The 13,569-nt window shown below is 68.6% G+C and carries 10 protein-coding genes; 9 read left to right on the plus strand and 1 reads right to left on the minus strand.

Annotated elements, in window-relative coordinates; translation table 11 throughout:
• Position 1 precedes the first annotated feature (1 nt).
• Genes OV208_RS32965 through OV208_RS33005 form a run of 9 tightly spaced genes read left to right on the plus strand, consistent with a single transcriptional unit; the run spans position 2 to position 11,445 of the window.
• Positions 2 to 844: an enoyl-CoA hydratase-related protein gene (locus OV208_RS32965; protein WP_267577890.1), complete on the plus strand. Its 843-nt coding sequence runs from the start codon at positions 2 to 4 to the stop codon at positions 842 to 844.
• Positions 841 to 1,512 carry a TetR/AcrR family transcriptional regulator gene (locus tag OV208_RS32970; protein ID WP_267577891.1) on the plus strand — a complete coding sequence of 224 codons (672 nt, stop codon included), beginning with the start codon at positions 841 to 843 and terminating at the stop codon, positions 1,510 to 1,512. The genes OV208_RS32965 and OV208_RS32970 overlap by 4 nt, the downstream gene beginning before the upstream one ends.
• Positions 1,509 to 2,351, plus strand: a complete 843-nt coding sequence (locus OV208_RS32975; RefSeq protein ID WP_267577892.1) for an SDR family oxidoreductase — start codon at positions 1,509 to 1,511, stop codon at positions 2,349 to 2,351. The genes OV208_RS32970 and OV208_RS32975 overlap by 4 nt, the downstream gene beginning before the upstream one ends.
• A gap of 48 nt (positions 2,352 to 2,399) precedes the next feature.
• On the plus strand, positions 2,400 to 4,238 hold the full coding sequence (locus tag OV208_RS32980; protein WP_267577893.1) for an AMP-dependent synthetase/ligase: 1,839 nt from the start codon (positions 2,400 to 2,402) through the stop codon (positions 4,236 to 4,238).
• Between the two features lie 24 nt (positions 4,239 to 4,262).
• Positions 4,263 to 5,402 carry an acyl-CoA dehydrogenase family protein gene (locus OV208_RS32985; protein ID WP_267577894.1) on the plus strand — a complete coding sequence of 380 codons (1,140 nt, stop codon included), beginning with the start codon at positions 4,263 to 4,265 and terminating at the stop codon, positions 5,400 to 5,402.
• Between the two features lie 28 nt (positions 5,403 to 5,430).
• Complete coding sequence (locus tag OV208_RS32990) at positions 5,431 to 6,579, plus strand: acyl-CoA dehydrogenase family protein (protein ID WP_267577895.1); 1,149 nt, start codon at positions 5,431 to 5,433, stop codon at positions 6,577 to 6,579.
• A 32-nt stretch (positions 6,580 to 6,611) separates the two neighbouring features.
• Positions 6,612 to 7,823 carry an acetyl-CoA C-acetyltransferase gene (locus OV208_RS32995; protein WP_267577896.1) on the plus strand — a complete coding sequence of 404 codons (1,212 nt, stop codon included), beginning with the start codon at positions 6,612 to 6,614 and terminating at the stop codon, positions 7,821 to 7,823.
• Positions 7,824 to 7,861: 38 nt separating this feature from the next.
• Positions 7,862 to 10,039 carry a 3-hydroxyacyl-CoA dehydrogenase NAD-binding domain-containing protein gene (locus OV208_RS33000; RefSeq protein ID WP_267577897.1) on the plus strand — a complete coding sequence of 726 codons (2,178 nt, stop codon included), beginning with the start codon at positions 7,862 to 7,864 and terminating at the stop codon, positions 10,037 to 10,039.
• 32 nt (positions 10,040 to 10,071) lie between these two features.
• Entirely contained in the window at positions 10,072 to 11,445 is a 1,374-nt protein-coding gene (locus OV208_RS33005) for an aldehyde dehydrogenase family protein (protein WP_267577898.1), read from the plus strand.
• Between the two features lie 69 nt (positions 11,446 to 11,514).
• On the opposite strand, the gene OV208_RS33010 is transcribed toward OV208_RS33005, so the two are convergent.
• Positions 11,515 to 13,491, minus strand: a complete 1,977-nt coding sequence (locus OV208_RS33010) for a hypothetical protein (protein WP_267577899.1) — start codon at positions 13,489 to 13,491, stop codon at positions 11,515 to 11,517.
• Between the last annotated feature and the right edge of the window lie 78 nt (positions 13,492 to 13,569).

The following is a 13,569-nucleotide window of genomic DNA, read 5'->3' on the forward strand; positions in this document are numbered from 1 at the left end:
CATGAGCTATCAGCACATCCGGTTTTCGGTCGAGGACCGGGTCGCCACCCTGGAACTGCACCGTCCTGAAGCTCGCAATGGCTTCACCGTGATGATGGCGGATGAGCTTGCCCACGCGCTGTCCGCCGCGGATGCGGACGAAGGTGTGCGCGTGGTCATCCTCTCCGGCGCCGGCAAGGACTTCTGCGTGGGCGCGGACCTGAGCGGCAGCTCGCTCGAGGTGACGAGCACCCGCGTCCCCGAGGGCGCCTGGGTGGAGCCGGCGACGCGGGTGAGCCGCCAGATGTTCGCGCTGCGCAAGCCTGTCATCGCCGCCATCCAGGGCGCCGCGGTGGGCGTCGGCTCGACGATGATCCTCCCCGCGGACTTCCGCCTCGCCGCGAAGAACAGCCGCTTCGGCTTCGTCTTCAGCCGCCGGGGCATCTATCCGGAAGCTGGCTCCAGTTGGTTCCTGCCGCGCCTCGTCGGCATGGGACGCGCGCTCGACTGGATGGTGAGCGGCCGGTTGATTCAGGCGGAGGAGGCACTGAGCGCGGGGCTGGTCCGCTCCCTCCATGAACCCGAAGCGCTGCTAGACGCTGCCTTGTCGCTCGCCCACGAGCTGGTGGAGACCACCGCGCCGGTCTCCGTGGCCGTCATCCGTCAGGCGCTCTACCGGATGAGCGCCCTTCCCTCTCCCGAACCCGCGTTCGAACTCGACAGCCAGCTCATCGCGAGCCTGGGAGACAGCGCTGACGCACTGGAGGGCATAATGGCCTTCATGCAAAAGCGACCCGCGAAGTTCTCCCGGACGGTGGAGCAGGACCTGCCGGCGTTCCTCCCATGGCGGGAGCAGACCTCATGAGCCCCGCCCTCTCGCCCCGCTGGAAGCGGCTCGAACCGGACGAACGCCGGGAGCAGATCCTCGAGTGCGCCGCGCGGCTGTTCGGTGAGCGCCCGTACGCGGAGGTCTCCACCACCGACATCGCCAAGGAGGCGGGTGTCGCCCGTGGATTGCTCAACCACTACTTCGGGCAGAAGCGGGACCTGTATCTGAAGGTCGTGAAGAGGATGCTGCTCATGCCCGGCCTGGAAGCGAGCGTGACCATGACCGGAACCCTGCGGGAGCGGGTGGAGAAGAGCGTCGAGTGGTACCTCGATACGGTGGCCACCCACGGCAAGACGTACGTGGCCGTCACCGGAATGGGAGGCATTGGGGCGGATCCAGAAGTCGAGCGCATCATCTCCGAGGCGGATGACGTCGCCGCGGCGAGGACGCTGGAGTTCCTGGGCCTGAAGATCGAGGTCGGCAGCGACGCGCGCCACCGCGCGATGATGCGCTCCTACGGCGGTCTGGTGAAGGCCACCATCCGCGAATGGATTCGCGGCGAAACCCTCTCCCGTGAAGACGCGCACCTGCTCCTGAGCGAAGCGCTCATCGTCATCGTGCGCGACGTCTTCCCCCAACTGGCCCAGCAGCCCGCACCCGCGCGCGGCGAGGCCCGGGCGCCAAAGTCGGGGCCCAAGCGGTGACGGGCCCAACGTTGCCACCGGGACCGCTCGCGGGACGCACGCTGTTGATGTCCGGAGGCAGCCGGGGTATCGGGCTGGCCGTCGGGGTCGCGGCGGGGCGGCTGGGCGCGAACGTCGCGCTCCTGGCGAAGACAGACACGCCGGACCCACGGCTGCCCGGAACGGTGCACACGGCCGCCGCGGAGATCACCGCCGCGGGAGGCCAGGCGCTCGCCGTGGTGGGTGACGTGCGCGACGAAGCGGACGTGCAGCGGGCGGTGGATGAAACCGTGGCGCGCTTTGGCGGCATCGACTTCTGTCTCAACAACGCCAGCGCCCTCGCGCCGATCAAGACCGAAGAGCTGTCCGTCAAACGCTTCGACCTGATGCAGCAGATCCAGCTTCGGGGCACGTTCCTGCTGACGCGCGCAGCCATCCCCCACCTGCGGCGCTCCTCCCACGCCCACATCCTGTCGCTTTCGCCGCCCATCAACCTGGCGCCGCACTGGATGGGCCTGCACCCGGCGTACACGCTCGCCAAGTATGGGATGACGCTGCTCACGCTCGGCTGGGCGGCGGAGCTGGCCGAGGCTGGCATTGGCGCGAACGCGCTCTGGCCCCGGACGCTCATCGCCACCGCCGCAGTGAAGAACCTGCTCGGGGGCGATACCTCCATGCAACGGGCCCGCGCGCCGGAAATCATGGCGGACGCGGCCGTGGCCCTCCTCCAACGCCCGCCACACGAATGCACCGGGCAGACCTTCATCGACGAGGACGTCCTGCGCTCCGAAGGTGTCACCGACTTCAGTCGCTACGGGGGCGGCCCCGACGTCGTGCTCGACCTCTACGTCGATCCCTGAAGAGGAACGTAGCAGCCCGTTTGTCTATTGAACCGGAGGCGGTTGCCCATGGGTCCGTCGCGCGCGGAAATGGAAGCGCAGTGCCAATCCCTGGCGGATAAACTCACGCTGCCGCTCCTGCTCAAACGCAACGCGGAGGAATACGCGAGCGCCCCTGCCCTCACCGCCGGAGACACGACCCTCACCTGGGCGCGGTTGCGGGAGCGGACCGCCGCGCTCACCCGGGGCCTGGACGCACTGGGGCTGAAGCGGGGCGAGCGGATGATGATCATGATGTCCGCCCGGCCGGAGCACTGGGTCGTCGACTTCGCCGCCGTCCACCTCTCCGCCATTCCCTGTACCGCGTACCAGACCCTGAGCACCGAACAGGTGGGCTACGTCGCACGGCACAGCGGTGCCACCGTGGTGGTGCTGGAGAGCAAGGACGAAGTCGCCCGGTGGTGGCCGGTGCTCGAAACGCTCGGCGCCCTCAAGCGGATCATCGTCGTCGACCCGGCGGCCATTCCAGCCGGAGACTCTCGGTTCATCTCCTTCTCGCAGGTGGAGGCCCAAGGGCTCGAAGCACACCGGGCGGCGCCCCGCGTCTTCGAGGAGTGCTGGAGCGGCATCCGCCCCGAGGATCCGATCGCGATGATGTACACCTCGGGCACCACCGGGGACCCCAAGGGCGTGGTGCTGAGCCACCGCAACGCCTTCTATGAAGCGATCGCCGTGGACGCCGCCATCCCCGTCCAGATGCGGGTGCCGTCCATCGCGTACCTCCCGCTGGCGCATGTCGCGGAGCGTGAGCTCGGCCTCTACCGCGCGCTCTACAAGGCGCTGCACGTGCACATCTGCACGGACCCCACGGGCGTGGTGCCGCTGCTGGCCAAGGCGCGCGCTCCGGCGTTCTTCGGCGTGCCACGCCTCTGGGAGAAGCTCGCGGGGGGCCTGAAGGTGAAGCTGGGCGCGCTCGAACCCGCCCGGCGCGACCCCATCCTCGCCGCCCATGCGCTGGCCCTGGAGGCCTTCCGACTCCAGGGCTCCGGACGCGCCGTGCCTCCGGAACTCCAGCAGCAGGTCGCGGAGGCAGACGCCCGGGTCCTCGCACCGCTGCGCAAGACGCTGGGCCTGGACGCACTCGAATGGGCCAGCAGCGGTTCGGCGCCCATCCCCGTGGAGATTCTGGAGTACCTCGGCGGCTTCGGCATCCGGGTGCTGGAGGTCTGGGGCATGAGCGAGACCACCGGCTGCGCGACCATCAACACGCCCACCGACTTCCGGGTGGGCGCCGTGGGCCGTCCCCTCCCCGGGCTGCAACTGCGGCTGGCCGGGGACGGGGAGATCTTCGTCCGGGGCCCCATCCTGTTCTCCGGCTACCTCTCCGCGGAGGGCCAGGTCGTCAGCGCGCTGGACGCGGACGGCTGGCTCGCCACCGGCGACATCGGCACGCTCGACGCGGAGGGGTTCCTCACCATCACCGACCGCAAGAAGGAACTGCTCATCACGTCGAGCGGGAAGAACATCGCCCCGTCCAAGATTGAGGGCATGCTGCGCGCGCACCCCCTCGTGGGACAGGCGATCGCCATTGGCGACACCCGGCCCTACGTCACGGCGCTCGTCGCGCTGGATCCGGAAGCCGCGCCGCTCTGGGCGAAGTCCCAGGGACTCGCGTCGGTGACGCTCGCCGACCTCGCGCGCGAGCCGGCGGTCCGGACCGAACTCGAAGCGCTCGTCGGCGCGGCCAACGCCCGGCTGTCCCGCGCGGAGCAGATCAAATGCTTCGACGTGGTCCCCGACACGTGGTCGCCCGCGACGGGCGAGCTCACCGTCACCCTCAAGCTCAAGCGCCGCGTCCTCCTCGCGCAGTACGCCGAGCGCATCGCCGCGCTCTACGCGGACGCCTGACACCCCACCTCCCCAGAGAACCCCATGCATGTGAGAACACCGGAGCAAGCAGCGTTCGCTGACGCCATCGATGCGTTCTGCCGCGACAGGACCGGGACGCGCGCGCAGCGGGACGCCCTGACCCACCACGGCACGGAGGCGCACAGCCCTACCCTCTACGCCCAGATGGCGGAGCTCGGCTGGCTCGGCGTGGGGCTGCCCACGGAGCACGGCGGCTCCGGCGGCGGCATGTCCGACATCTGCTTGTTCGCGGAGCGGACCTCCTACGGGCTCGCCCCGGTGGGCGGCTACATCACCACCGCGGTCGCCGCCGGCCCCTACGCGAAGTTCGGCACCGAGGCCCAGCGCGAGACGATCCTCGGAGGCATCGCCCGGGGCCGCGTGGAGGCCATCTCCATCTCCGAACCGGGGGCCGGTTCGGACGCCGCCGCCATCACCTGTCGCGCGACCCGGGTCCACGGGGGCTTCGTCATCAACGGGCAGAAGACCTGGTGCTCCAACGCGCACTTCGCGGACCACCTGCTGCTCGTGGCGCGTACGAACGCCCTGAGCTCCCGGCACGAAGGGCTCACCATGTTCTGCGTTCCCGCAGGCACGCCGGGAATGGAGATTCGCGGCATCCCCACCCTGGGCGGCAAGGAGGTCAACGACGTCTTCTTCACCGACTGCTTCGTGCCGGAGAACGCCGTGGTGGGCATCGTGGACCGGGCGTGGCCGCAACTGATGTCGGGCCTCAACAGCGAGCGGCTCATCCTCGCGGCGTCCATGCTCGGCCGCGGTCGTCGCGCGTTCGACGACGCCCTCGCCTACGTGAAGGAGCGCAAGCAGTTCGGCAAGCCCGTCGGTTCGTTCCAGGCCATCAAACACCGGATCGCGGACCTCGCCACCGAACTGGATTGCTGCGAGCTGCTCATCTACCGCGTGGCCGCCATGGCGGACGAGGCCCCGGAGCGGACCCTCCCCCGCGAGGCCTCGATGGCGAAGCTGAAGACGACAGAGACGGCCAAGCGCGTGGCGCTCGAAGGCATGCAGATGCTGGGCGGCTACGGCTACGCGACCGAATACGACATGGAGTCGCACCTGCGCGCCACGGTCATCTCCACCGTCTACGGCGGCACGAGCGAGATCCAACGCGACATCATTGGCAAGACGTTCGGACTGTAGGGCGCGACATGAGCGCAGGGAGACAGACATGACGACGCGGCCCCGGTGGAGCTCGGACGAACTCGAACAGGTGCGCGGACTCGCGGCGACCTACTTCACGAAGGAGGTCCTCCCCAACGTGCCCAAGCACGTGGCCCAGGGGTATCCGGACAAGGCGCTCTACCGCAGGGCCGGTGAGCTGGGCCTCTTGTGCATGTCCATCCCGGAGGCCTACGGCGGCGGCGGGGGCACGTTCGCGCACGAGGCCATCCTCATCGAGGAGCAGGTGCGCGCCGGGGACCCGTCCATGGGCTTCGCGGTGCACTGCACCATCGTCGCGCACTACCTGCTCGCCTACGCGTCGGAGGCCCAGAAGCAGAAGTGGCTGCCCCGGCTGGCCAGCGGGGAATGGGTGGGCGCCATCGCCATGACCGAACCGGGGACGGGCTCCGACCTCCAGGCCATCACCACCCGCGCGGTGCGTGACGGCGACTTCTACCGGGTGAGCGGCTCCAAGACGTTCATCTCCAACGGCCACGTGTGCGACTTCATCATCATCGTCGTCAGGACCGGCGACGAGAAGGGCCACGCGGGCATCTCCCTGGTGTGCGCCGAAGTCTCTGATTCGACGCCCGGCTTCCAACGGGGCCGCATCCTCGACAAGCTGGGGGGCAAGGGACAGGACACCACCGAGCTCTTCTTCGACGATTTGAAGGTCCCCGCCGTCAACCTGCTGGGCGGCGAGGAGGGCAAGGGCTTCGGGCAGTTGATGAGCCAGCTACCCCAGGAGCGGCTGAGCACGGCGCTCATCGCCATGGCCAGCCTGGAGCGCGCCGTGGAGGTGACGGTCGAGTACACCAAGCAGCGCCACGCCTTCGGCAAGCCGCTCTTCGCCCTGCAGAACACGCGCTTCGAACTGGCGGAGTGCGCGACCCTGGGACGCGTCTGTCGCACCTTCATCGACGACTGCATCGTCTCCCACCTGGAGGGCAGGCTCGACGTGACGACGGCCGCCATGGCGAAATACTGGGTGACGGACCAGTCCTGCATCGTCGCGGACCGTTGTCTTCAACTGTTTGGAGGGTACGGTTACATGAAGGAGTACCCCATCGCCCACCTGTTCGCGGACACCCGCGTGCTGCGAATCCTCGCGGGCGCCAACGAGGTCATGAAAGAACTCGTCGCACGTTCCCTGTAGCCCCATCACCCGTCTCCCAAGGAGGCTCCCCCGTGAGCCAGGAAGCTTTCATCTTCGACGCCGTCCGTACTCCTCGCGGCAAGGGCAAGAAGGGTGCGCTGCACGGCACCAAGCCGGTGTCGCTGCTCATCGGGTTGGTGGACGCGCTCAAGCAGCGCAACCCGAACCTGGATCCCCAGCACATCGACGACGTGGTGCTCGGCGTCGTCTCCCCCGTGGGAGACCAGGGCGCGGACATCGCGCGGACCCTGGTGCTCGCGGCGGGCCTGCCGGAGACCACCGGCGGCGTGCAGCTCAACCGCTTCTGCGCCTCCGGCCTTACGGCCGTGAACCTGGCCGCGCAGCAGGTGCGCTCCGGCTGGGAGCACCTGGTCATCGCGGGCGGCGTGGAGAGCATGTCGCGCGTGCCCATGGGCTCCGACGGCGGCGCCTGGGCCCTGGACCCCGCCACCAACTACGACACCTACTTCGTGCCCCAGGGCATCTCCGCGGACCTCATCGCGACGATGGAGGGCTTCACCCGCGAGGACGTGGACGCCTACGCCGCGCGCTCCCAGGTGCTCGCCGCCAAGGCCTGGGCGGGCGGCTACTTCAAGAAGTCCGTCGTCCCGGTGCTGGACCAGAACGGCCTCACCGTGCTGGACCGTGACGAGCACATGCGCCCGGACTCCACCGTGGCCTCGCTGGGACAGCTCAACCCGTCCTTCAGCGTGATGGGCGAGGCCGGCGGCTTCGACGCGGTGGCGCTCCAGAAGTACCACTCCGTGGAGCGCATCCACCACGTGCACACGCCGGGCAACTCCTCCGGCATCGTGGACGGCGCGGCGCTCGTGCTGGTGGGCTCGGAGAAGGTCGGCAAGGCGCTGGGCCTCACGCCCCGCGCCCGCATCGCCGCCGTGGCCACGTCCGGTTCGGACCCCACCATCATGCTCACCGGCCCCATCCCGGCCACCAAGAAGCTGCTCGGCATCGCCGGCCTCACGGTGAAGGACATCGACCTCTTCGAGCTCAACGAGGCCTTCGCCTCCGTGGTCCTCAAATACCAGAAGGACCTGGGCATCCCGGACGAGAAGCTCAACGTCAACGGCGGCTCCATCGCCATGGGCCACCCGCTGGGTGCCACCGGCGCGATGATCCTCGGAATCGTGGTGGACGAGCTGGAGCGGCGCAAGGCTCGCCGTGCGGTCGTCACCCTGTGCGTGGGCGGCGGAATGGGTGTGGCCACCCTCGTCGAGCGCGTCTGAACCTCCCCCCTTCCTTTCGACAACATTCGAGCGAACCCATGAGCGAACAGAACACCCTGCACTGGGACAAGGACGCCGACGGCATCGTGGTCTTGACGTTGGATGACCCGAGCCAGTCCGCCAACACCATGAACGCCGCGTATGTGAAGTCCATGCGCGCCGCGGTGGACCGGCTGGTCCAGGAGAAGGACAGCATCACCGGCGTCGTCCTCACCTCCGCGAAGAAGACCTTCTTCGCGGGCGGTGACCTCAACGACCTGCGCCGCGTGAAGAAGGAAGAGGCCCGGCAGGTCTTCGAGCTGGGCGAGGAGATCAAGTCGCAGCTGCGCACGCTGGAGACCTTCGGTAGGCCCGTGGTCGCGGCGCTCAACGGCGCGGCGCTGGGAGGTGGGCTGGAGATCGCGCTGGCCTGTCACCGGCGCATCATCGCGGACGTCAAGGGCGCGCAGATTGGCCTGCCGGAAGTCACCCTCGGGCTCCTGCCCGGCGGCGGCGGCGTGGTGCGCGTGGTGCGCATGCTGGGCATCGTGGACGGGCTGATGAAGGTGCTGCTCCAGGGCCAGCGCTACCGCCCGCAGGAGGCCAAGGAGCTGGGGCTCGTGCACGACGTGGTGGAGTCCGTGGACGCGCTGCTGCCCGCGGCCAAGGCCTGGGTGAAGGCGAACCCGAAGGCGCAGCAGCCGTGGGACCAGAAGGGCTACAAGATTCCGGGCGGCACCCCGTCCACCCCGGCGCTCGCGGCGAACCTGCCCGCGTTCCCCGCCAACCTGCGCAAGCAGCTCAAGGGCGCGAACATGCCGGCGCCGCGCGCCATCATGGCGGTGGCCGTCGAAAGCACGCAGGTGGACATCGACACCGCGTTCACCATCGAGTCGCGCTACTTCACCGAGCTGGCCGTGGGCCAGGTCGCGAAGAACATGATGCAGGCGTTCTTCTTCGACATGCAGCACATCAACTCCGGCGGTGGCCGCCCCAAGGGCTTCCCGCAGCACACCGCGAAGAAGGTCGGCGTGCTGGGCGCCGGGATGATGGGCGCGGGCATCGCCTACGTTTGCGCCAAGGCCGGCATCGACGTGGTGCTCAAGGACGTGAGCCTCGAGTCCGCGGAGAAGGGCAAGCAGTACTCCGCGAAGCTGGTGGAGAAGGCCATCCAGAAGGGCTCCTCCACGAAGGAGAAGGGCGACGCGCTGCTCGCGCGCATCACCCCCGCCGCGGACCCCGCCGCGCTCGCGGGCTGCGACCTGGTCATCGAAGCCGTCTTCGAGGACGTGAAGCTCAAGCACAAGGTCTTCCAGGAGATTCAGGGCGTGGTGGCCCCGGACGCGCTCCTGGCATCCAACACCTCCACCCTGCCCATCACCCTGCTGGCCGAAGGCGTGACGCGGCCGCCCGACTTCGTGGGCATGCACTTCTTCTCCCCCGTGGACAAGATGCCGCTGCTGGAGCTCATCGCGGGCAAGCAGACGAGTGACGCCGCGCTCGCGAAGGCCATCGACATCGCGGTGCAGATTGGCAAGACGCCCATCGTCGTCAACGACAGCCGGGGCTTCTTCACCAGCCGCGTGATTGGCACGTTCCTCAACGAGGCCATCGCCATGGTGGGTGAGGGCATCTCGCCTGCGTCCATCGAACAGGCGGGCCTTCAGGCGGGCTACCCCGCCGCCCCGCTCCAGTTGGTGGACGAATTGACGCTCACCCTGCCCCGGAAGATCCGCAAGGAGACCCAGGCCGCCGTCGAGGCGGAGGGCAAGACGTGGGAGGTGCACGGCAGCTACGCGGTGATGGACGCGATGATCGACCAGCACCAGCGCAAGGGCCGCTCCACCGGAGGCGGCTTCTACGACTACGCGGACGGCAAGCGCACGAATCTCTGGCCGGGGCTCACCCAGCACTACACGAAGCCGGGCCACACCATCCCCTTCGAGGACATGAAGGAGCGGATGCTGTTCGCGGAGGCCATCGACACGGTGCGCTGCTTCGACGAGGGTGTGCTGCGCTCCGCTGCGGACGCGAACGTGGGCTCCATCCTCGGCATCGGCTTCCCGGCCTGGACGGGCGGCGTGGTGCAGTACATCAACGGTTATGAAGGGCCCGCCGGCACCGGGCCGCGCGGCTTCGTCACCCGCGCGCGCCAGCTCGCGGAGCGCTACGGCAAGCACTTCCTGCCGCCCGCGTCCCTCGTCGAGAAGGCCGAGAAGGGCCAATGCCTACCGTAGCCGCCACCCTCGACAGGGAGGAGTCCCAGGCAGTGGCTCCGCTCGACGCGAAGGCGCTCGTCGCGCGTCAGCGTGCGTACTTCGAGACCCGCGTCACGCTCCCGCTGGAATGGCGGCGGGAGCAGTTGCGGGCGTTGGAGCGGGCGGCGCGCCAGCACGAGGTACAAATCCTCGATGCCCTCCGCTCCGACCTGTCGAAGAGCCCGGAGGAGGCCTACCTCACCGAGGTCGGCAGCATCTACGGGGAGATCAAGAACGCGCTCAAGCACGTGAAGGCGTGGATGGAGCCCCGGCGGGGTTCCGCCCCGCTCGTCATCCAGCCGGCGCGGGCCTACCAGTACGCGGATCCGCTGGGCGTCACGCTCATCATCGCGCCCTGGAACTACCCCTACCAGTTGTCCATCGCACCGCTCATCGGGGCGCTCGCCGCGGGCTGCACCGCAGTGGTGAAGCCCAGTGAGCACGCCCCCGCGACCTCGCGCGTCCTCGCGCGGATGCTGACCCAGGCCTTTCCGCCGGAGGTCGTTTCGGTGGTGGAGGGTGCGGCGGAGGAGAGCCGCCTGCTCCTGGAAGAGCGCTGGGACCTCATCTTCTTCACCGGGGGCCCCGGCGTGGGACGCATCGTGGCCCAGGCCGCGGCCCGGCACCTCACGCCCACCGTGCTGGAGCTGGGGGGCAAGAGCCCCTGCATCATCGACCGGAGCGCGGACCTGGAGGTCACCGCGCGCCGCATCGCCTGGGGCAAGTACGTCAACGCCGGGCAGACCTGCATCGCGCCGGACTACGTGCTCATCCCCCCGGACCTCAAGAGCCGCTTCGCTGGCCTGGTGCGGCAGGCCGTCACGGACTTCTACGGCGCGGATGCTCGCGAGAGCAGCGACTACGGCCGCATCATCAATGCCCGTCACTTCGAGCGCATCAGCGCGCTCGCGGCCGACGGACAGGTCGCCTTCGGCGGCGAGCGCGACGCGGCCAGCCGCTACTTCGCGCCCACCGTCATCACGGACGCGCCCCTGTCGAGTCCGCTGATGCAGGAGGAGATCTTCGGCCCCCTGCTCCCGCTCGTCGACTGCGCGAGCATCGACGAGGCCATCCGCTTCGTGCGCTCCCGTCCGAAGCCGCTCGCCCTCTACAGCTTCGCGAAGGACGCGGCGGTGAACGAGCGCGTCCTCGCGGAGACCTCCAGCGGCGGCGCGGTCACCAACGATGTCTGCGTCCACTTCGCCGCGGAGGGGTTGCCCTTTGGCGGCGTGGGGGAGTCGGGAAACGGCGGCTACCACGGCCGGTCCAGCTTCGACGCCTTCAGCCACAAGAAGAGCGTGGTGAAGCGGCCCTTCGCGCTCGACATGAAGCTGCGCTACCCGCCCTACGCCGGGAAGCTCGGGCTGTTCAAGCGCTTCATGTGACAGAAATGAAGGCAGGTGGCGCCGGGTTCCATCCCCGGCGCCACCTGCCTTTTCCGCGTCGCTGGGGGGCTACAACGTCTTCATGTATTCGATGACGGCCCAGCGCTCGCTGTCGGTGAGCGACTGGGTGAAGTCATGGCCCTCATTGCCCAGTCCGTAGAGGTGCGAATTGAAGATCATTCGTGAACGGATCTGCTTCTGGGTGATGGGCGGCGGCGACTGGTAGGCCAGGGAGTTGTAGTTGGCGACCAGGTTGGCGATGTTCGCGAAGACGATGTCCGGCGTCGCCATCTCCTGGCTGCACGGGATGAACGGGTCGCGGGACGGCACATCGCCGCAGGCCAGCGCCGTCACCTTCCAGCCCAGCTTCGCGAAGTCATAGGCCGCGTAGCTCATGTCGTAGCCCGCGTTGCTGCCCAGCGCGTTGGCGGCGGTCTGCTTGCGCTTCCACACCTTGGGGCGGTCCGACGGCTTCAGCACGTCCCAGAGGGTGGGCACGCTGCCGTTGTGGAAGAAGGGAGCGGAGGCCCAGGCGCCGTAGAGCGGCGGCGCGATATAGCCAAACGGCTTGAGCCAGATGTTCGGCCCCTCGGGGGAGTACACTGGCCCCTTGCTGTTGTCATAGGCGCTGCGCGGCACGCGGCGCAGCGCGCTCATGATGAGGTCGTCGTAGAAGGGGCCGTGGTTGGGCGCCTGGTCGTTGTAGGCGAGGATGGACGTGTTCCAGGCCCTGCGCTTGCGCTCGTCCGCCATCAACTCCTTGCGCGCCGGGTCCGTCCGGATGGTTTCAATGGGCGTGACGACGCCCGCGACGCCCTTGAGACGCGGGTCCGGCAGGTAGGCCGGGTTCGCCGCGTAGCGTGGCGAATAGACGCCGTGGCAACTGGCACAGGAGCCGTTGCCCGCGGCCTTGGGGATGTTGGCATTGGCGCCATTCGCCCAGAGGTCGCGCTCGTGGAAGAGCACCGCGCCCTGCTCCGCGAGCACGGTGTCGAGGGTCGTGGGATAGGGCGGCGGGGAGAGCGAGATGAAGAAGTTGTCATTGTCCTCGAACTCGGCGGTCAGCCCCCGCCGCTGCGTGGGCGACAGCCCCAGGTTCGCGACACCGAAGGCCATCTCCGAGCGGACGTTGTCCGACGTGAGCGCCCCGTCCCAGAACTGCCGCGTCTTGAAGGCACGCTGCCACCAGTTGGGCGCGCGGGACATGCCACCCGCGTGGGTGGGGAAGTATTCAAGCAGGCTGGGCGCCAGCGCGAGCGAGTCCATGTCGAAGAGCGCGGGCAGCAGGTCCACGATGCCAATGGCGTCGCTCGAACCCCGGCCCACGCTCCAGGGGATGGGCGCGAGCTGGAGCACGTTGCCCACGCCCGTGGAGCGGAAGAGGTCGGATTGGATCAACCCGGAGTCGGAGGCGTCGCTGGAGCGGCCCCACGTGAAGCCGGCTTCCTGCTCCGTCCCCAGCCGCGAGTCATGGCACCCCGAGCAGCTGGAACCGATGTTGCCCGTGTAGCGCCCGTTCGCGTCCCTCTCCTGCACGAGCCCGATGGGCAGCTGGCCGCTGCCGCCCTGCGTGAGGTTGGGGTTCTCCCACGGCAGCGGGTAGGGATTGCGAAAGGGGGCCTTCGCGAGCCCGTAGCGATTGATGATCTGCTCGTCGAAGTCACTGGGGCGGATGAGGTACCCCCAGAGCAGATACATGTTGTAATAGGCCAGCGCGTTGCTGAACGGCTGGAAGTAGCCCTTCGTCGAGATGTTCGAACGCCCCCGGTTGACGCTCGCGCGGAACTCGCCGCAGGTCTGTGGGTTCGGGGCCAGGTTCGACACGAACGGCGCGGGCGGCGTGTGCAGGTCCACCCAGAAGGCATTGAACTGCACAGCCGCCCCCGGCTTGTTGACACCCGGCACGACCAGGGTGCGCGGGTCCACCGGCAGCGGCGTGGCGTCCGGTTTGCCAGCGCAGGCCGCCGAAAACGGCGAGCGAAGTGCCGTCGTCTCCAGCAACGGCAGGGGGTCCGCGCTCGCCCTGGAAACCACCAGGGTGAGCATCAGGGAACTCGATAACGCCCACTCACGGCTCCATCTCCATCTCATTGGCGCGGCCTCCATCGCTTATTGGCACAGTGA

Source organism: Corallococcus sp. bb12-1, assembly GCF_026626765.1.
Taxonomy (GTDB): Bacteria; Myxococcota; Myxococcia; order Myxococcales; family Myxococcaceae; genus Corallococcus; species Corallococcus terminator.